Genomic DNA, 19,793 nt, shown 5'->3' on the forward strand with positions numbered 1-19,793 from the left:
GTAACTCTTCCGGTTTATTTTCATTAAGCCTGGAAAATCACCTTGCTTACATCTTGATAAACTTCAGATAAAGTACACCTGAATTGGTATTTACTTTCAACCTGTAAATACCTTCAGAAAGTCCATTTGTATTAATATTCATGGAGGGAGAAATACTACTCTGTTCAAATTCTTTTAATTCTTCTCCCAAAATATTTATAACTGAAACAGATTTAATGTTTTCCAATCCGGAATCAATTTGAACATTCAGATTATCAATTACCGGATTTGGATACAGTTGAATTTCCGGAACATTCAATTCATTCACACCTATTACACAGCTTGATAATTTCTGAAGACAGAAATTATCGATTTGCCATCCTTCATCCTGAACGGATGCATCTGAACCAAAGCGAAAGCGAAAGACCACATTGGATTTATCAGGGAAATACAAATCATGACTGGCAAGCTCCCAACCGTTGCTTGTTCCACTCCAACCCGGAACCGGCGGAAGTTTCAAACCACTGATGTAAGAAGAATTATACCATCCGGGTTCGCCACTGTTTCCAATAACATTCCAGGTATTTCCATTATCCTTCGAATATTCTACTGTACCACCATCTTCAAATTGTTCTGTTTTATAACGGTGATAAAAACTCAATTTGTAACACGCGGATGAATCAGCTACAAAGACAGGAGTATATAATGCGGATGCATCACCCGGTTTGTAAACATTCATCGAATCAGTTGTCCAAGAAAGTGAACCATTGTAGGAGCCATTCAAATAATTTTGACCAGGGTTTCCTAAAGTCCATTCCTCATTCTGAAATTTTCTTGTGAGCGGATTCATGGTCAGCCAGGAAGAGTTGCTCCCTTCAAAATCTTCGCACCATCCATTCTGATCTATCGCAGGTAAGGTGTCGAATACACCTGCAACAGTGCAAGCTTCATCATCAGCAGTCCATTCATCGGTATGGTTTCCCGGAGAAAGAGTACGAACACAAATAGCATGAAGTCCGGGCGAAGAAACCCAGGCTTGTGAAAATGTATGAAGCACGGAATCTCCTGGCAAAAGTGAACTGATCAGTTGCACGCTGTCGTGTAAAATTATTTGTCCGTCTTCTACAAGATTTACATTCACATTCTGAAACGATCGTGCACCGGAATTATAGATATAACAACCTACAATTTGCGATGCTGCACCCGGACTGAAGGGATCCTGTACATCCATCAATTCCGAGGGCCGGGCGGAATACGCCGGTTGGGATTCGATACGAAAGGCATCAACGGCCCAACCATTCGCGGTGATGGAATCATTTGAAGAGAAGTTAAAACGAAATTGCACCAGTCCGCCGGAATAGCCGGAAAGCATATTCATCCTATATGAACTTTCGATGTAACCAACTGTATTTCCTGACCAGGCCGGTTTGTTCGAAGAAAAGATCGAAACATTTGTATACCAGTTCACCGCTAATGGATCAGCAACAGTACCAAGTGTGTTCCATGTATTTCCTGCATCCGTTGAATATTCCAATCGCCCTCCATCCATTCCCTGTTCTGCATTCATCCAATGATTGAATTTAATCACCGGTGAATAAGCATTACTGAAATCAAAGAGTGGCGAATACAAATATTCATTCATCCGGTTTGAATAATCACCATCAAGATTTGTTTTCCAGCATTTGTTTCCAGTATAAACATCGTTGATAATAGTGGATTGCGGTCTGCCCCATTCCCATACGGTGTTTCCTGAACCGGTATAAAAATTTCGCACAAACTCCGGGTCACTTGCATAAGGAGGCTTCAGCAAAGGAATTCCAAACAAAGGCTGGGAAATAGAATCATTCGAAACATCTCCATCCGCGGTAGTTTGTATACTTATGGTGAGTATAAAATCAGATGCGCGGTATTCTAAAGTATCTATAATAATGTCGAGCGCTTCTGATGGATGCAATAGTCCGTTCCAGTTAAAAGCTTTCATTGCTTCACCGGCAACTCCATAATTTACCGTGAACTGAGCGATATCTGAAGCACCTAAATTTCTCACACGGATACTTATCGTATCAATACTTCCTTCAGTTTTGTTTCCGGAAGGTGATGCCAACCTGTTTAAACTCATATCCACTGCGGGCGCGGCCCGAATACTGAAATCATCAATTGAAACACCATCAGCAGTATTGCTGCCGTCAGATTCGAAACGAAAACGAAACTGTACATGAGCTCCGGCATTGTTCAATGCTGATAAAATGCAGGAAGATTGGATCCAGCCATTGCTGTTTCCATCCCATCCGGGACTGTTTCCCAATCCAGCGATGGATGAATCGGAATACCAATTACTGCTGTTTTCTTCTCCGGCGGAGCCTAATAGATTCCATGAGATTCCGGAATTTGTAGAGTACTCAATGCAGAATCCGTCAAACCTTTTTTCAGTATTTCGATTTTGCCAAAAACTAAGTTTCGCGTTAACGAGATTTGTAAAATCAAAAAAGGATGAATACAAATAACTCTCCGCATGATTTTGATAGGCGGAATTCAGATTCAGATCCCAGCAGGAATTTCCTGAATGTGTCGAAGTAGTTGTACCAAAGGAAGGCAAACCATTTTCCCATTGCGTTCCTGTTGCAGAACTATCAATCCATGTACCTGAGGAAATCTCATAATCATCCGCATAGGGAACAGTTGACAAAGGAAGCGCCTGAATTACTTTACAGATTTGATCATTTGAATGATCACCATCACCTGGTAAATCTGTGAAAACACAAAGCGAGTTAAATCCGCTTTGAACAAACCACAAAGTTGAGAACCTGAATGTATCAGTTTCTGCAGGCAAAAGATTGCCTGTCCAGGCTTGCCTCAAAGGCATACCCGCATCGATTGAATAGCCGAGATCCATAGCAGTGATCGGAAGGCTGCCATGATTTTTTATTACAACATGAATAGAGTCGAAAGAATTCTCCAGTGCTATCGGCATGGGATAGAACACCGAAATTATTTCCGCGTCATTCGGTGATGCAAATTCGATTGAAAAATCATCGATAGAATAACCATCGAAGGTTAAAGAATCTCCGGAAGTGAACACAAAACGAAACTGCACATTTCCCGAGATTCCATTCAAAGGAACAAGCGTGTAGGACGATTGTATCCATCCGTTTGAATTCCCGCACCAGGCCGGTCTGTTGCTCGCTTCGATATTATTTCTTGTGTACCAGTTGTGTCCATCCGGATCACCGGATAAACCCAGAGTTGTCCAGCTTCCTCCATTGATGGAATATTCAAGACGCGTACCGTCAAAATAATCTTCCGTATTAAAATTCTGCCAGAATGAAAGCAGTGTATTGTATTCACCATTGAAAGTGATTACAGGCGATACAAGACAGGTTAATGAAGAATCTCTGTACGGCGCATTTAGTTCAATGTCCCAGCAGCTTGATGGTGAATGCGCGGTTGATGTGGATCCGTAATTCGGAACTCCCTGCTCCCAGGAACTTCCTCCTGAATGTTGAACAGTCCAGATACCTGTTGAATCAAAATTATCATGAAATGGGAGTGAATATGACATTCCCGAAAAGGGAATGAATAGCAATGCCAAAACAAAGCCGGAAGCTATCCGGAGAAGCTTTGTATTTAACCAGCCCTTGCAGGCTTGTATTTGATGAAAAAACATCCTTGGCATCGTCATACTTAAAGTACGGATGATATGCCTATAAGTTCATGAAAGTCAAGGTTAAAATCAGAAAAAGACAGGATGATTCTTACACTTTATTTCCTTCGATTTTAGCAATGAAATAGTTAACCGGTTAACACAGGAAACAAAGCAATTCGTAAAATTAATTCTGCTTATAATATTGAAGAAATCAATCCGTCAACCAGGATTTATGATAATCCTTGTTGATAATTTTCACAGCATCTTCAGTAACCCAGAGAGGTTTAAAAGTATCAATCATCACAGCAAGTTCCTTCGTCTCCGTCTTGCCTATCCCCTTCTCTACAGTTCCCGGATGAGGTCCGTGCGGTATTCCTCCCGGATGTAAAGTGATCATTCCGCGGGTAACAGATTTACGGCTCATAAAATCTCCATCGACATAATACAGCACTTCATCCGAATCAACATTACTGTGATTATATGGAACGGGTATCGCGAGTGGATGGTAATCATACATGCGGGGAACAAATGAGCAAATCACATAGTTGCGAGCTTCAAATGTCTGGTGTATCGGAGGTGGTAAATGTACACGTCCTGTTATCGGTTCAAAATCGTGTATTGATAATGCCCATGGATAATGATTCCCATCCCAGCCTATAGCATCAAAAGGATGGGTAGCATATATATAAGGATAAATCATCCCTTCTTTCTTGATGCTGATTTTGAAGTCACCCTTTTCATCATAAGTTTTCAGGTTCTCCGGGCGGCGAATATCACGTTCACAATAGGGAGAATGTTCTTCGAGTTGTCCATATTCATTACGATAGCGCTTACAGGTTTCAACCGCTGTGAAAGATTCAACAATGAGCAATCGGTTTTTTTCCGTTTTGAATTCCAGCTGATAAATAGTACCGCGAGGGATGACGAGATAATCTCCATAAGCAAAATTGATGGAACCATATATGGAATAAAAAGTTCCTTCTCCTTCATGAATAAACAAGACCTCATCCGCATCGGCATTTTTGAAAAAATAATCCTTCATGGATTTCCTCGGAGCCGCGAGGGAAATGTGCAGATCATTATTTACGAGCACAGCCTTCCTGCTTTGAAGATAATCGTCGGCCGGAGCAATATTGAATCCTTCGAAACTCTGATGCATCAGCGAACGCTGATATGCAAGTTTGGGTTCCACAGTGTATGCTTCACCAACTTCTTTGATCATTGTAGGAGGATGACAATGATAGATCAATGAATATACGCTGGAAAATCCGTGTGTTGAAACGAGTTCTTCGGCATACAGGCTACCATCTTTTTTTCTGAACTGAGTATGTCTTTTCGGAGGGACCTGTCCGAGCACATGATATTGAGGCATGGTGAATTATTTATTTATCAAAATTAGCTAAATCTGTTGAAGCAGGAAATCCGGATAAAAGTAAATTTTTTTACAAAACAAACGATTGCATTTCATTTTTCAAGAAAAGTTGAATCAAATTTTCACAAAGATTAAAAGGAACACCTCGGAAACAAGCCTGAATCGCTGATTCAGCCAATTATTGTTTCAATCTTTAAAAAATCTTACAGCTGTAAGGTTGATCCATTATAGTGGGAACCAAGGCATCGGGTTTGCGATTAACTTGGTATCACAAGGCTACGTGTTTCTTTTCGTGAACATATAGCTTAAAATTCTGACCCATGAAAAAGTCTAAAATGCAAGTGTTCGTTGAATTTGCGGCCATGCTTTCGCAAATTCGAAACACTAAAAGAGAAGGTAATAAAACCTCTCGTAAGCCGGTCCGTGGCAAAGGACGTGCAGCATTAATAGTAATATTAATGATGGTTACGTTTCAAATGTCTCAGGCGACGACTTATTATTCCAGGACAAACCTTGGCAACTGGACTACGAATGCGACGTGGTCGACTGTTGGATATGGAAATGCAACCAATACAGGAACTTACCCGAAAGCGGGTGACGTTGCGAATGTTGGAAATGGCTATACCATATACATCAATGCTGTTGTTACCTGCGCAACGCTGAATATCGGACAGGGAACTTCCGGTATTCTGGAATTCAAATCGACAGGGAATTACAGTCTGACAGTCACCGGTAACATCACCCTCAATACCGGAGCTAAATTCTGGTACAATACAGCGACAAATCGTACGCATACAGTTATTGTCGGAGGAAACTTCGCCAATTTCGGAACGGTAGATTTTTATTTCGCTGCCAGTCAGATTGCCAATGTCATCTTCAATGGAATCGGAAGCAGCACTGTTTCCGGTATTGGAACATGGGATCTGAATACAGTTACATTGAACAAATCAGGTTCAACTACCGCTGCTTTAAATGTTCAGGCCAATGCTTTCGAATTGGGGATAAAAACTTTTGTCGGAACATACGGCACTTACAATCACAACAACACAGGAACCTATAATATCAACCCGACTGCGGGTACATTTACCATTGGACCGAACATGGTCTATAAAGTTCCGCAGGGAACAATGTGGTTCGCTTCTGCGGCGCCGGATGTATTGTTGCAGGGTTCACTCTATGTAAATGGTGGTACTGTAAAAGTCGGTACTACTGCCGGAGTACAAGGATTGCGTTCAGATCAGAATGGAACATTTGTTCCTTACCTGGAAGTGAGCGCAGGATCATTGATCGTTTATGGCGGTATTACTTATGGTGGTGGTTCGACCAATGAACCTTTCAGCTTTAAAATGACCGGTGGAAGTATCAGTCTGAATACAGGTACAACCGGAACCAATCGACAGGTGTTTGTAGTAAACGATAAAGTAAACAGCGTTTTCAACATGACAGCCGGAACTATTACTATAGAAAAACCGAATATCACCGGTGTTGCTACTATCGACGTTTCGATTCCGGGAACATTGGGTACGGTGACAACTACAGGTGGAACAATCGTATTTGGAACAACAAATACTGCCAATGGCGCCATCTTTAATTTCAAACCTTATCCAAGTGCAACTTATCCGAATTTTAAAATTACAGGTAATTCGGCAAATACAGGAACACTTGCAACTTCTACAGGTACCACACAAAACTTTAAGCTGTTGAGCTTGTACATTGATGTCAATAAGACATTCGATATTCGCTCAGTATCCGGAGCTACAGGCGACTCAAAAACAATGACCCTTACTTCCACCGCAAATGGTGTTGATGCACTTTACAACAACGGAACATTTACAGCGAGAACAAGTACGGTTACCTTTAACCCAACAGGTGCCCAGGCTATTGGTGGAACCAATGTGACTACGTTCTATAATCTTTCCATTAACAATTCAAACCACATTACATTGAATAAACCGGCGCAGGTTTCAAATTTCCTGTCGATGGTAAATGGAAAACTTTTGACAACAAATACAAACGTACTCACTTGTCTGAGCGCCGCGAATGCCAACATCGGATCAGTATCTTCTTATGTTGACGGTCCGATGATTCATACAATTGCAACAGCATCCAATACAACCAGGACCTATCCTATCGGTAAATCCGGAGCTTACAGGGCTGTTGTGTTAACCGCGCAACATACAAACGCGACTTCGGTTACCTACCGCGCTGAAATCTTCAATTCAGCAGCATCAGGATTACCATATACTTTGCCTCCATCCATTTCAAACGTATCGAATGTACGTTATGTACAATTCACACGACAGAATGTTGCCAATTTCAGTTCCGGTAAACTTCAGATGTATTACGATACAGACGACGGTGTAGCGGATAAAAATACCCTGTTGATGGCGCATGATAATGGAACTACTCAGTGGCAAAACTTTGGTGGTGTCGCTACTGCGAACTGGTCAGGAAATATCACCTCAAATACTTTCAACAATTTCCATACTTTCTTTGCTCTTGGAAATCCTCCGGGCGGTGGTAACCCACTCCCTATTGAACTTGCTACTTTCAGCGCTACGCTGGTGAACAAACAAGTTGATGTGAAATGGACTACACAGGCAGAGATCAACAACCACTATTTCACTATTGAGCGCTCTGCAGATAATGTAACATTCAGCGAGCTGGGACGTGTAGATGGTGCCGGAAATACGACAACAACACAAAACTATTCCTTCACTGATTTTCATCCGCTCACAGGGGTATCTTATTACCGACTGAAACAAACGGACTACGATGGCAAATGCGCTTATTTCCCGGCATCTGTAATTCGGAATATCCGTAAGGGAACCTTCCTTGTGTATCCTAACCCTTCTACTTCACAGGTTGTTCACCTGAATTATGGTGATGACCAGTTGAAATTCTTCACAATTACGGTTCAGGATATTACGGGCAGAATTATACCATCTATGGTTGAACCTGAAGAAAACGGGAATATGAGACTTACCATCGATGAAGCTTATATCCGTCGCGGAGAAATGCTCCTCATTGTAGGTCAGGATGGACACGAAAGCATTCAGCAAAAGCTGATTATAGAATAATATTGAGTTTCATGGTTTAGTTTGGTTAGATTTAATGGTTAGTCAGAAAGGGTCCCTTTGGTCGGGGACTCTTTTTGTTTTATTACCTTTTCAGTCCTGCCCTGAGTTTCGTATTTTTGCAGGGAAACCTACGCAACTCATGAAACTAGTCACCTACAGTATCGACCATCACGAACACCTTGGAATCTTTTTTCAGGACCGTATCTACAATCTCCCTGAAAACGCACTTGCACTTGAAATGCCCGCTCTTCCTGATCATATGGGCGATTTCCTGAAGCTTGGAGATGCAGCCATGGAGGAAGCCAGGAAAATCGAATCTGCCATCAAAAGCAGCAATCCGAAGGTGAAAGTTGCTCATGCGGGAGAAGCCGATTTGCTTGCCCCTGTTCCGCATCCAAGTAGTTGCCGCGATGGTTACGCATTCCGTCAACACGTGGAAGCAGCCCGGAGAAACAGAAAGGTGCCTATGATTCCTGAATTTGACCAATACCCAATTTTTTATTTTACAAATCACAATGCGATTCAGGGACCGGGAGAAATATACTGTATGCCGGATCATTTCCAGAAACTCGATTTCGAACTGGAAGCAGCTATTGTGATTGGCAAAAAAGGCAGGAACATCAAGGCAAAAGACGCAGATCAATTCATTGCCGGGTATATGATCATGAACGACATGAGCGCACGTACCCTTCAGATGGAAGAAATGTTGCTCAATCTTGGACCCGCAAAAGGAAAAGATTTCAGTACCGTGATTGGTCCATGGCTGGTAACACCGGATGAACTGGAGGCCTATAAAGTTCCCGCTAAAGCCGGTCATGTCGGTAATGCTTACAATCTGGAAATGGTTTGCCGTGTAAATGGCAAGGTAGTGAGCCAGGGAAATGTGAAAGAAATGGACTGGACTTTCGCGGAAATCATCGAGCGTTGCGCCTATGGAGTTGATATTCTTCCGGGTGATGTAATAGGATCCGGAACTGTTGGAACCGGATGTTTCCTTGAACTGAATGGAACAGGATTATTGAACGATCCGAATTACAAAGTTCAATGGCTGCAACCAAATGATGTGGTTGAAATGGAAATCACAGGTTTGGGAAAGCTTACGAATACCATCCGGAAAGAAAATTCAGACTTTTCTTTGTTTGCATTAAAGAAAATGCCGGTTGAATCACCTCAAAACTAATTGTATTTTTAGTGCTGCAGATTCACCTGAATCCGGCAGTGAGAATTTATTGTTCAGGTTATACCCCTAATCATTAGAAATGTCTGACCCGGTCACACATATTCAAAGTGCGGAAGCTGAAAAAGATCAGATTCTAAAAGCATACAAGGAGCTGTTGCGTGCCCTGCGCCCTTCTCTTGGTAAAGGCGATAAGAAAATGATCCGTCTGGCTTTTGATATGGCTTTGGAGGCGCATAAAGACATGCGCCGTAAAACAGGAGAGCCCTACATTCTTCATCCGCTTGCCGTCGCTCAAATCTGCGCGGAAGAAATCGGACTGGGACCTCTCGCGATTGTTTGCGCACTCCTGCACGATACGGTTGAAGATACACATATGACTCTGGAAAATATCAAGAGTTCATTTGGTATCAAAGCAGCTTCGATTGTCGACGGACTCACAAAAATTTCAGGAGTTTTTGACAAAGGGACTTCATTGCAGGCGGAGAATTTCAGAAAAATGTTGCTGACGCTCTCTGATGATGTGCGTGTGATCCTGATTAAGCTGGCGGATCGTTTGCACAACATGCGAACATTGGATTCGATGAAAAGGGAAAAGCAGCTGAAGATTGCATCCGAAACTGCATACCTCTACGCTCCACTTGCCCACAGACTTGGTTTGTATTCCATCAAAACTGAGCTGGAAGACCTGGCCATGAAATATACCGAGCCGGAAATTTACAATGAGATCACGAGTAAACTGGCGCAGACAAAACGGGAGCGAACACGATTCATTAATGAATTTGTTGATCCCATCAAGGATGAGCTGGGCAAACAAGGATTTAAATACGATATCAAAGGGCGTTCGAAATCCATCCACTCCATCTGGAGTAAAATGAAAAGACAGGCCGTCACTTTTGAAGAAATATATGATCTCTTCGCAATCCGTATCATTATTGATTGCGATGAAGAGAACGAAAAAGCAATGTGCTGGAAAGCATATTCCATCATCACTGATTTTTACCACCCCAATCCTGACCGTTTGCGTGACTGGATCTCCACGCCAAAAGCGAATGGTTACGAGTCGCTGCACACAACGGTGATGGGTCCCGGAGGTAAATGGGTTGAAGTACAGATTCGTTCAAGACGAATGGATGAAATCGCGGAGAAAGGATATGCCGCGCACTGGAAATACAAGGAATCAGCGGCGGAATCTGCGCTGGATGAATGGATCCAGAAAATTCGTGAATTGCTGGATAGTCCGGAAACAAACGCGCTTGATTTCATCGATGACTTCAAATTGAATTTGTTTAGTGATGAGATTTTCATTTTCACTCCATCCGGTGATATGAAAACTCTGCCTTCCAATGCAACAGCCCTCGATTTTGCCTTTGAAATTCACAGTGATTTGGGAAGTAAATGTATCGGCGCGAAGGTCAATCATAAACTCGTTCCGCTCTCTCATAAATTGCGCAGCGGTGACCAGGTAGAAATTCTCACATCCAATAAACAAAATCCCAAAGAGGACTGGCTCAATTATGTCGTTACCGCCAAAGCTAAATCAAAAATAAAAACCGCGCTGAAAGAAGAAAAAAAGCGTGTAGCCGAAGACGGAAAAGAAATTCTTGAAAGAAAATTCAAGCACCTCAAGATTGATTTTAATCACGATAATATTAATGAGCTCCTTGCCTATTACAAGATCCCGAGCTCCATGGAACTATTTTATCGCATCGCGAAAGATGTGATCGATATCCAGGACCTGAGGGATTTCCTGCAGGACAAAGGAACTATCAAAGCAAAAACTCCTCAAAGGATCGAACCGCAATCACTGGAGCAAATCGTAAAAACAGTGCGTGGTTCCAGTGACCTGTTGGTGATCGGGGAAAATCTGGATAAGATTGACTACAAATTATCACCTTGTTGTAGTCCGATCCCTGGTGATGACGTTTTCGGATTCATTACCATCAATGAAGGTATCAAGATTCACCGCGTCAGTTGTCCCAACGCAATTCAATTGATGTCGAATTACGCCTATCGTATTGTAAAGGCGAAATGGACAAATCAACAACAAATCGCCTTCCTTGCAGGTGTACGTATGACGGGAATTGATGAAGTTGGTGTAGTGAGTAAAATCTCAAAAGTAATTTCGAGTGAATTGAAAGTGAACATGCGCAGCATTGGCATCGAATCCAATGACGGTATCTTTGAAGGAACAATCATGCTCTTTGTTCACGACACACATCATCTCGATAAACTGATCAAGAAACTGAAGGAAATACATGGAATACTTACTGTAAGTCGTATCGACGGAGGAACAAAATAATTTTTTTTGGAAAAAGAAACGATTCTACAATCCGGGTTAAGCAAATACAATGTCCCACAAAGATGAAAAACCGGAAGTCCGGAAACTTTTTACCGAATACCTGAAAAAACACGGGCATAGAAAAACCGCTGAACGGTTTTCTATACTGGATGAGGTGTATTTGTCCAATGAACATTTTGATGTCGACTCTTTGTACATGATGATGAAAAACAAAGGTTATCACATCAGTCGAGCGACAATTTACAATACCATTGAATTATTGCTCGATTGCGAACTGATTACTCGTCATCAGTTTGGAAAAAACCTGGCCCGTTTCGAAAAATCATATGCTTACAAACAGCACGATCATCTGATTTGCGAGGATTGTGAACATGTGTTTGAATTTTGTGATCCGAGGATTCAGCAAATTCAGAGCATGATGGGAGATTTACTAAAATTTAATATTACGCATCATTCCCTCAACCTCTATGGGAAATGCAAAGTGCTGGAAGAAAAGGGAAGCTGTAAACATAAAAAGAAGTAAAACAGGCCTCGCTGATTTTAATAAGCACTGTTGTAAATCCACACCGACAAGGGTTTTAATAGCCATTTCGGAAATAAGGCAAATTCATACATCCGGAAGTTTTCTCACATTTTTCAGAATTCATAGCACTTCTTTTCTTTTGATAACGAAGCTTATATTGCTGATTTTCAAAGCCATATTTACCTCTCTGCAATGTAGATATCTCGGAAAAAATTGCGAATCAAATAAGAATTAAACTATTACCTTCACACCCATGGACTTTAATTATAACATCACAAACAAGGGCACTTATGCCATTGTAGAAATGAGTGGCAACCTGATTGATAAGAACCAGGCAACACCTTTGTTGGAAGAAATTCAGGAAACGATCAATAAAGGGATCAACAGCTTCGTCATTTCAATGGAGCATTTCCGCTATCTGAATAGTAATGGATTGAATGTATTGGTAAATATCCTCACGAAAAGCCGTAAAAACGGTGGTGACACTACTATTTGCAGTATCAGTGACAAGATCAAAGAATTGCTGATCATTACCAAACTGAATACTGTGTTTACGATCACGGATGATCTTCCTGCAGCAATCCGCCAGTTTCAAAACTAATGGTATCCACACATTTTGATGATCATCCTGTGCCTACACAGGATGATTTTATTTTTTAAGGAAGGCTTGTAAAGGAATTCCACAACGCCTAATTTTCACAACCAAAATATTTAGTATTCCATCCACCTAATTTTTCTGAATCATGTCTGTTGACGTATTGCTCGGTCTCCAATGGGGAGACGAAGGGAAAGGTAAAATTGTCGATGTACTCACTCCCGAATACAGTGTAGTCGCCCGCTTCCAGGGAGGACCAAATGCAGGACACACACTCGAATTCGAAGGAATCAAACATGTCCTGCATACGATTCCATCGGGAATTTTCAGGAGCGACACAATGAATATAGTAGGAAACGGAGTTGTAATTGATCCGGTTACTCTGAAAAAGGAGATTGATGCACTGTTAAAAATGAAAGTTGATGTGAATCAAAAACTTTTCATTTCCAGAAAAGCTCATGTCATTATTCCTACCCACCGTTTACTGGATGCAGCATCCGAAGCGAGCAAAGGGAAAGAAAAAATCGGATCAACACTCCGTGGTATAGGACCAACCTATATGGATAAAACCGGCCGGAATGGATTGCGTGTCGGAGACATTGAAGCTTCAGATTTCATGGACCGATATACACGACTCCGCAACAAACACATGGAGTTGTTGAATCACATGAATTTCTCCTATTCACTTGAAGAACTTGAAGCTCCGTTTTTTGAAGCTGTGGAAGAAATGCGAAAATTAAATTTCGTCGACAGTGAATACCTCATCAATTCTCAAATAGCGGCGCATCGTCCTATCCTTGCGGAAGGTGCACAGGGTTCTTTGCTGGATATAGATTTTGGCTCCTACCCTTTTGTTACATCATCCAGCACCATTACTGCAGGAGCTTGCACAGGATTGGGCATCGCACCTGGCAGAATCGGAAAAGTGTTTGGAATTTTTAAAGCTTATTGTACGCGGGTTGGAAGCGGTCCTTTCCCTACCGAACTACACGATGACACCGGCGAAGCTATTCGTCAGGCTGGTCGTGAATTTGGAGCTACGACGGGAAGACCGCGTCGTTGTGGCTGGCTGGATCTGCCTGCTTTGAAATATACCATCATGATCAACGGAGTCACCGATCTCATCATGACAAAACCGGATGTACTGAGTGAATTTGATACGATCCAGGTTTGTACTCAATATAAAATCGACGGAAAAGTAATTGACTACATGCCATTTGATGTAGTAAATGCAAAGATTGAACCCGTCTATACTCCTCTCAAAGGCTGGAAAAAAGATCTTACCGGAATTACAAAGGAGGAAAATTTCCCTGCAGAATTGAAAAGCTATATTGCTTTTCTTGAAAAAGAACTGAACGTTCCGGTGAGCATCGTATCAGTCGGCCCTGACAGAGTGCAAACTATCCGAAGGAAATAAATTCTTTCCTGCTTCTCTCCCTAATTATTCTTCACGAACATTTTTCGTGATTTCAGTATTTAGCAATTCACCCGAAAGCTGTTGTTTCAGTGAATCCGAAATTTCTTTGTTCCTTTCTGTTACTAAATCCGGACTACCCGCGTTGATCCAGGCTGTATACCAGAGTGAACCTACGTCAAGGATAGCAGCTCTCAAGCGGCGTTCCACCTGCCCATCGAGCTGTTTGTGAAATTCTCCGGAGTACTCCTCACTGTACACTTTTACCGTGGTGGCTCCCCTGTTTTCAATGGCATATTTCCTGTCAGTCGAGAAATCACGACTGAGTATTCGTTCAAATAGCAATACGGAATCAAGAGCATTGAAACTGTCCTTCACGAATCTCCAGATATCTTCCTGGATGTGTTCGACATATTCTGCCCTTCCCAAGAGATAGTCGTATTGATCGCCATAAAGCTCCGGCAATCGAGATTCCCAAAATCCGTGTATGCCCGTCTGGTTGGTCATTTGTCCATTGTAATTTTCTGTACAATGCAAAGGCACATGTGCGTCACCGATGTAATGACCAATATTGGCTGAGTAATACAGTATCCTGTCGACATCCTTCGCACGAAACGCTTCGGTCAATCGAAACATCATGCTGTGGATATGCCAGGGAACAATACCATAGGCTTTCAGAGTGTCTTCTGTAAATTTCTCCACGGCAGTTTTCCAATACATCGGAACAGAATCAAAAGGATGTTCTCCATAATGATCAATGTCAATATAATGTCGCGGAGGTTCTTCTTTGTCTGAATATCTTCTTTTATCCGGATCGACTGCATGCTCTGTGAGAAAATCAATGTGCTCTTTGTAAAACCCAAAGAGATCCGGTGGCAGGGTAAAACAAGCCATATAATTTATTTTTCTGTGACCGTAAAAACCCCAACCGGAGGCATTCGGAGAAACCTGAGTGAAAAACAGAAACAGAATAAAATTCCTGAGCCAAATCATTTGGCAATACTAAACTCTTCAAAAATAAAGTGCAACCACTGTTTGCAGGTTTTTATATGAAACCCTTCAATGTAATGGTTGAACTACACGCTCCATGCTTTGCACATTTTTAAAAACAAAACTTCCATTTGCATCCATGGAATAATTGCAAAAACGTTCACCTCCTGTCGGACAACAATCCGCATCAGTAAATAAAAATAATTTGAACTTACGAATCATCAAATGCTGAATGGAATCCAAAACCCATCTGTCCCCACCCCTATATCCCTTTTTCTGAGCTTCATTCAATTCAGGAATTACTGCTTCTTGGATACTACCGTTTTTAATTTCATACGAATAAAGAAATCCCTGATTTTGCCAACCTAGATTTCCTTTTCGAGTCGAAACATAAAATTCCGGGAAACCATTTAAGTTTAAATCAGAAGTGAACAAAGATGTAAGGATTTGTCCGGAAGCATCACGCTCATAGGCTGGAAGAATGGTATCGCCTTTTTGAACATGAATTTGCAAACGAGAATGATCGCTGCCTCCTAAAGACACCGACACTTTATATTCACCTGAAACCAAATGACGGGTAATATTTGTATCCTCAACTAAAACCGGTTTAGCAGCTTCAACCTTTCGCACATCCGGATTCGAATCCGATGCCTGAACTTCCGTCACAACACGTTGCTGGTTCCCCTGAGGATTGCAGGAAGCCAGGAATATGAGGAGTGATAAGGCAATCAGGCGCATTGGATTTTAGATTTTAGATTTTAGATTTTAGATTTTAGATTTTAGATTTTAGATTTTAGATTTTTAAAGATAAAAAAAACTTCACTAACAACAAAGTACTAAGCACTAAGCACTAACCACTAACCACTAAGCACTAACAACTAACCACTAAAAACCAAATGCTACTTCACCTTAAACATGCTAAAAAATGCCTCCGAATAACTATTCCCAATCGGGATTTCCATTTCACCAATAGTGATAACTTTATTTCGTACTGCTTCGACTCTGTTCATCGGCACAATAAATGAGCGATGAACACGAACAAAAATACTGGAATTCAATTTCTCCTGAATTGCTTTTAAGGTCATCCGTACAACAATGGTCTTTTGTTTCTCCATATGAATCTTGATATAATCATCAAGACCTTCAATATACATGATCTCCGCTAATGGAACTTTGAGAAGACTATAATCAGCACGTACAAATAAATACTGATCCTGTGACGAATCGGTGGAAAGAGAAAGATTTTTATGATCGTTGGCTTTTTTTACGGCTTGAAGAAAACGTTCAAAAGGAAACGGTTTCAAGAGGTAATCCACAGCGCTGAGGTTAAACCCTTCAACAGCATACTGACTGTGTGCTGTTACAAAAATCACCATCGTTTCCTGTTTGATGGATTTGTAAAAATCAATACCGGAAATGGCCGGCATGTGAATATCCAGAAAAATGAGATCCACCGGGAATTTTTCCAGGTATTTCATCGCGTCATCGGTTCGGGTGAATGTTTTTTGCAGGGAAATAAAATCAACTTTACTGCAAAAATTCTCAAGCACCCTCAATGCCGGTGGTTCATCATCAATGGCTATCGCGTTGATCATTTCAAATGTAAGGTAAGAAAGACTGAGAAATCATTCGCGTCGTGCTGGATATTTAATGTGTGTCGGCCAGGATATAACAGCTCAAGTCTTTGACGGGCATTGTTCAGGCCCAATCCGGAATATGCAGCCGCCTGATTGACTGTTTTATTGATCGTATTGTAAACCTGAAATTCCAAAACAGAGTTTGTAATCATCAGATTTACCATGATGTAAGATGGATAATCCGGGTTCACACCATGTTTAAAAGCATTCTCAACAAAAGGGATCAACAACAATGGCGCGATATATTTTCCTTCAACAATCCCGCTCATGGTAAAATCAATCTTGACAGTATTTCCCAATCTGATTTTCTGCAATTCTATATAACTGGTAATGTAATTGACTTCCTTTTCAAGCGAAACATAAGTATCTCCGGCTTCGGTCATGACATAACGCATCATCCCGGATAACTGAACTATGGCATTGGCAGAATGCTGAGCATTTTCATCCAAAGCGGTTGCATATATTCCATTGAGTGTGTTAAACAGAAAATGCGGATTCACCTGAGCTTTCAGAAAAGCCAATTCAGCATTCAATTTTTCTTTCTGCGTTTGTTTCCATTGATTCGAAATACGAATCACCAGAGTGTATAAAAACAAAGCGACAAAAAGAAATAGATTGTGGCTCAACATGAAAAATAATGGCGGACCATGATGACCCTTCCTTCCTTCTCCATGTTGTACTATCTGGCCGTTTTCATCGTGATGAAAGTTATTCATGTGATGATGCTCATACGGTGCCAACAGTTGTGGAATAAACAAAACTAACAGTAAAGCAGCCAGGGCAATAGAATAGAATTCAAGATGCCGCTTTCTGAAAAAATATTTTGGAATGAAATAAAAATAATTCGCGTAAAAATAGCCAATCATGATCGTATAAGCGATCAGGTCACGAAATGTCTCACCATGGGTTATGAATTTCCAGGTCAGTTCAACATCGGGAGCCATTAAAACCGGAAGGGTCAGGAAGGCAACACAAGCAGCAACGTTTAATGCTACCCGCCCTATTCGCAGATTCATTAAAAAATTATTTCTTTCAAAAATAGGAAATGCAATCGATAACTCGGGAAAAAGAGGTAATTCCCTGAAATTTGGAGGTCAAAATACATACTCAGAAAAGGTCGGAGTGAATGAGTAAGTCAAGAATCAGTTGTTTGCCAGCATCTCAACAGATGCCATTTTCACCAAGGCACCATCCTTCAAAATTGGAATGACTTTCGTAAGATTCGGCGTCAGACAATATTTGATATCCTTTTTTAAATTCAATTTCGCCAGTCTTTCCTTATGTGACGCATGAGACATAAATTTATAAGGATCCTGTTTGGCCAACTGATACAAATATTTCAAAGCAAGACAGGCATCACCCAGTTTGATCTGATCATTCATGGCTGTCAAAGCCTCAGTAACGGCACCGGCAAAAATAGCATCTTCCAGGTTGAATTTATTTTTCCACCCACTGCAAAGCAACAAAACATTTCTTTGCTCCTGAATCAGCCACTGACACAATGCGTCAATGTTCAAAAAAGAACCGATCACAACTTTATAAGCATCCTTTGCAGCTTCGATAGCCTGGGTTCCATTGGTTGTAGTGATCGCAATAGTTTTTCCTTTGACAACATCACCCATATAACTGAAAGGTGAATTACCGAAATCAAAACCTTCCACCTGGATCGCGTCACGTTCAGCGCCGGCCAGATATCCTTTACGTTTCCATTCCCTGGCCTCTTCCACTGTAGCAACAGGAATGATTTTTTCCGCACCGTGTTCAAACGCGGTGCAGATAGCAGAAGTGGCACGTAAAATATCGATGATCACAACAATACTGTTATCATCAGCATAAACCGGATACAGATGCGGAGAAAAACAAGCATCAACCTTGATCTGTGGTTGGTGGTCTTCTGTCATGGAGAAATACTTAGAATAATAACGAATATACGAATAAAAAGAAATTTCAATTATTTAGCTCAAAGCCGCAAAATGCTACTTTTTGTAAAAAGGAATTTTAACCACTTTTGCTTTGAGCGCCTTATCACGGATGGGAATATAAATTTCAGTCCCTTCCTTCGCGAATTCAGGCTTCACATAAGCCATTCCAATCGCTTTCTGTAAGGAAGGTGATTGTGTGCCACTGGTGACTGTTCCAATGGTTTCTCCATTCGCGTTTCTTACTTCGTAATCGTGACGTGGAATTCCACGATCAATCATTTCAAAGCCGACTAATTTGCGGCTGACACCATTTTCCTTTTGCGCTTTCAATGCAGCGGAATTGGTAAATTCTTTGGTGAATTTGGTGATCCATCCCAAACCCGCTTCGATGGGAGAAGTCGTGTCATTGATGTCATTGCCATACAAACAGAAACCCATTTCAAGACGTAGGGTATCTCTGGCTCCCAAACCGATTGGTTTGATACCATAAGATTTTCCTGCTTCAAAAATTTTATTCCAGATCTGTTCAGCGTCTTTGTTTTCAAAATAAACTTCAAAACCACCTGCTCCGGTATAACCGGTAGCCGATACGAGCACATTGTCAATGCCCGCGAATTTTCCTTTATCAAAAGTGTAATACTCCATGTTTCGCAAATCCATGTCGGTAAGCGGTTGCAATACATCAACAGCTTTTGGTCCCTGAACAGCGAGCAGAGAGGTTTTATCAGAAATGTTGTGCATCTCTACACCTTTCGTATTGTATTTTTGAATCCAGTCCCAGTCTTTGTCGATGTTGCTTGCATTCACGACCAGCATATATGTTTTTTCATCGATACGATAAACGAGGAGGTCGTCAACAATGCCGCCGGTTTCATTCGGCAAACAGGAATACTGAACTTTTTTATCAAATAATTTGGAAGCATCATTGCTGGTAACCCGTTGAATCAGATCCAATGCATCCGGTCCTTTGAGGATGAATTCACCCATGTGAGACACATCAAATACCCCTACTCCGTTTCTGACAGTTTCATGTTCCGCATTTATGCCTTCATATGATACAGGCATCAGGTACCCTGCAAAGGGAACCATTTTAGCGCCCAGGCGGGTATGAAGATCAGAAAGAGCAATGTGTTTGAGTGTTGTTTCGGTGAGTTCCATG

General features: G+C 41.4%; 14 protein-coding genes. 6 read left to right on the forward strand and 8 right to left on the reverse strand.

Annotated elements, in window-relative coordinates:
• Positions 1-46: 46 nt before the first annotated feature.
• Positions 47-3,538: a T9SS type A sorting domain-containing protein gene (locus IPP86_14915; GenBank protein MBL0139795.1), complete on the reverse strand. Its 3,492-nt coding sequence runs from the start codon at positions 3,536-3,538 to the stop codon at positions 47-49.
• A 295-nt stretch (positions 3,539-3,833) separates the two neighbouring features.
• Positions 3,834-4,994 carry a homogentisate 1,2-dioxygenase gene (locus IPP86_14920; GenBank protein MBL0139796.1) on the reverse strand — a complete coding sequence of 387 codons (1,161 nt, stop codon included), beginning with the start codon at positions 4,992-4,994 and terminating at the stop codon, positions 3,834-3,836.
• A 320-nt stretch (positions 4,995-5,314) separates the two neighbouring features.
• Here IPP86_14920 and IPP86_14925 point away from each other — a divergent pair, with 320 nt between their 5' ends.
• From IPP86_14925 to IPP86_14950, 6 genes are all read left to right on the forward strand, one after another.
• Positions 5,315-8,074 (forward strand): hypothetical protein, encoded by a 2,760-nt coding sequence (locus IPP86_14925; protein MBL0139797.1) that lies wholly within the window; start codon positions 5,315-5,317, stop codon positions 8,072-8,074.
• Between the two features lie 139 nt (positions 8,075-8,213).
• Positions 8,214-9,254 (forward strand): fumarylacetoacetate hydrolase family protein, encoded by a 1,041-nt coding sequence (locus tag IPP86_14930; GenBank protein ID MBL0139798.1) that lies wholly within the window; start codon positions 8,214-8,216, stop codon positions 9,252-9,254.
• Between the two features lie 79 nt (positions 9,255-9,333).
• Positions 9,334-11,553, forward strand: a complete 2,220-nt coding sequence (locus IPP86_14935) for a bifunctional (p)ppGpp synthetase/guanosine-3',5'-bis(diphosphate) 3'-pyrophosphohydrolase (GenBank protein ID MBL0139799.1) — start codon at positions 9,334-9,336, stop codon at positions 11,551-11,553.
• Positions 11,554-11,602: 49 nt separating this feature from the next.
• The gene (locus tag IPP86_14940; protein MBL0139800.1) at positions 11,603-12,076 is read left to right on the forward strand and encodes a transcriptional repressor; all 474 of its coding nucleotides are present in this window, start codon (positions 11,603-11,605) and stop codon (positions 12,074-12,076) included.
• Between the two features lie 253 nt (positions 12,077-12,329).
• Positions 12,330-12,677: an STAS domain-containing protein gene (locus IPP86_14945; protein ID MBL0139801.1), complete on the forward strand. Its 348-nt coding sequence runs from the start codon at positions 12,330-12,332 to the stop codon at positions 12,675-12,677.
• A gap of 142 nt (positions 12,678-12,819) precedes the next feature.
• Positions 12,820-14,088 (forward strand): adenylosuccinate synthase, encoded by a 1,269-nt coding sequence (locus IPP86_14950; protein ID MBL0139802.1) that lies wholly within the window; start codon positions 12,820-12,822, stop codon positions 14,086-14,088.
• A 24-nt stretch (positions 14,089-14,112) separates the two neighbouring features.
• Here IPP86_14950 and IPP86_14955 read toward each other — a convergent pair whose 3' ends face one another.
• From IPP86_14955 to gcvT, 6 genes are all read right to left on the reverse strand, one after another.
• Positions 14,113-15,078, reverse strand: a complete 966-nt coding sequence (locus tag IPP86_14955; protein MBL0139803.1) for a S1/P1 Nuclease — start codon at positions 15,076-15,078, stop codon at positions 14,113-14,115.
• A 66-nt stretch (positions 15,079-15,144) separates the two neighbouring features.
• Positions 15,145-15,813, reverse strand: a complete 669-nt coding sequence (locus IPP86_14960; protein MBL0139804.1) for a hypothetical protein — start codon at positions 15,811-15,813, stop codon at positions 15,145-15,147.
• 161 nt (positions 15,814-15,974) lie between these two features.
• Entirely contained in the window at positions 15,975-16,670 is a 696-nt protein-coding gene (locus IPP86_14965; GenBank protein MBL0139805.1) for a response regulator transcription factor, read from the reverse strand.
• The gene (locus IPP86_14970; protein MBL0139806.1) at positions 16,667-17,728 is read right to left on the reverse strand and encodes a sensor histidine kinase; all 1,062 of its coding nucleotides are present in this window, start codon (positions 17,726-17,728) and stop codon (positions 16,667-16,669) included. Before IPP86_14970 ends, IPP86_14965 begins: the two co-directional genes overlap by 4 nt.
• Positions 17,729-17,854: 126 nt before the next feature.
• Positions 17,855-18,613, reverse strand: coding sequence for a 2-phosphosulfolactate phosphatase (locus IPP86_14975; GenBank protein ID MBL0139807.1), 759 nt, complete (start codon positions 18,611-18,613; stop codon positions 17,855-17,857).
• Between the two features lie 75 nt (positions 18,614-18,688).
• Positions 18,689-19,792: a glycine cleavage system aminomethyltransferase GcvT gene (gene gcvT, locus IPP86_14980; GenBank protein ID MBL0139808.1), complete on the reverse strand. Its 1,104-nt coding sequence runs from the start codon at positions 19,790-19,792 to the stop codon at positions 18,689-18,691.
• Between the last annotated feature and the right edge of the window lies 1 nt (position 19,793).

The sequence above is a fragment of the Bacteroidota bacterium genome (genome assembly GCA_016720935.1).
Classification (GTDB): Bacteria; Bacteroidota; Bacteroidia; order AKYH767-A; family 2013-40CM-41-45; genus JADKJP01.

Bases quoted from the DNA above. Each gene is read 5' to 3' on its own strand.
- IPP86_14955 (MBL0139803.1), bottom strand. From the start codon at position 15,078: ATGATTTGGCTCAGGAATTTTATTCTGTTTCTGTTTTTCACTCAGGTT.
- IPP86_14930 (MBL0139798.1), top strand. From the start codon at position 8,214: ATGAAACTAGTCACCTACAGTATCGACCATCACGAACACCTTGGAATC.
- gcvT (MBL0139808.1), bottom strand. From the start codon at position 19,792: ATGGAACTCACCGAAACAACACTCAAACACATTGCTCTTTCTGATCTT.
- IPP86_14920 (MBL0139796.1), bottom strand. From the start codon at position 4,994: ATGCCTCAATATCATGTGCTCGGACAGGTCCCTCCGAAAAGACATACT.
- IPP86_14940 (MBL0139800.1), top strand. From the start codon at position 11,603: ATGTCCCACAAAGATGAAAAACCGGAAGTCCGGAAACTTTTTACCGAA.
- IPP86_14960 (MBL0139804.1), bottom strand. From the start codon at position 15,813: ATGCGCCTGATTGCCTTATCACTCCTCATATTCCTGGCTTCCTGCAAT.
- IPP86_14945 (MBL0139801.1), top strand. From the start codon at position 12,330: ATGGACTTTAATTATAACATCACAAACAAGGGCACTTATGCCATTGTA.
- IPP86_14925 (MBL0139797.1), top strand. From the start codon at position 5,315: ATGAAAAAGTCTAAAATGCAAGTGTTCGTTGAATTTGCGGCCATGCTT.
- IPP86_14975 (MBL0139807.1), bottom strand. From the start codon at position 18,613: ATGACAGAAGACCACCAACCACAGATCAAGGTTGATGCTTGTTTTTCT.
- IPP86_14950 (MBL0139802.1), top strand. From the start codon at position 12,820: ATGTCTGTTGACGTATTGCTCGGTCTCCAATGGGGAGACGAAGGGAAA.
- IPP86_14970 (MBL0139806.1), bottom strand. From the start codon at position 17,728: ATGAATCTGCGAATAGGGCGGGTAGCATTAAACGTTGCTGCTTGTGTT.
- IPP86_14935 (MBL0139799.1), top strand. From the start codon at position 9,334: ATGTCTGACCCGGTCACACATATTCAAAGTGCGGAAGCTGAAAAAGAT.
- IPP86_14915 (MBL0139795.1), bottom strand. From the start codon at position 3,538: ATGTCATATTCACTCCCATTTCATGATAATTTTGATTCAACAGGTATC.
- IPP86_14965 (MBL0139805.1), bottom strand. From the start codon at position 16,670: ATGATCAACGCGATAGCCATTGATGATGAACCACCGGCATTGAGGGTG.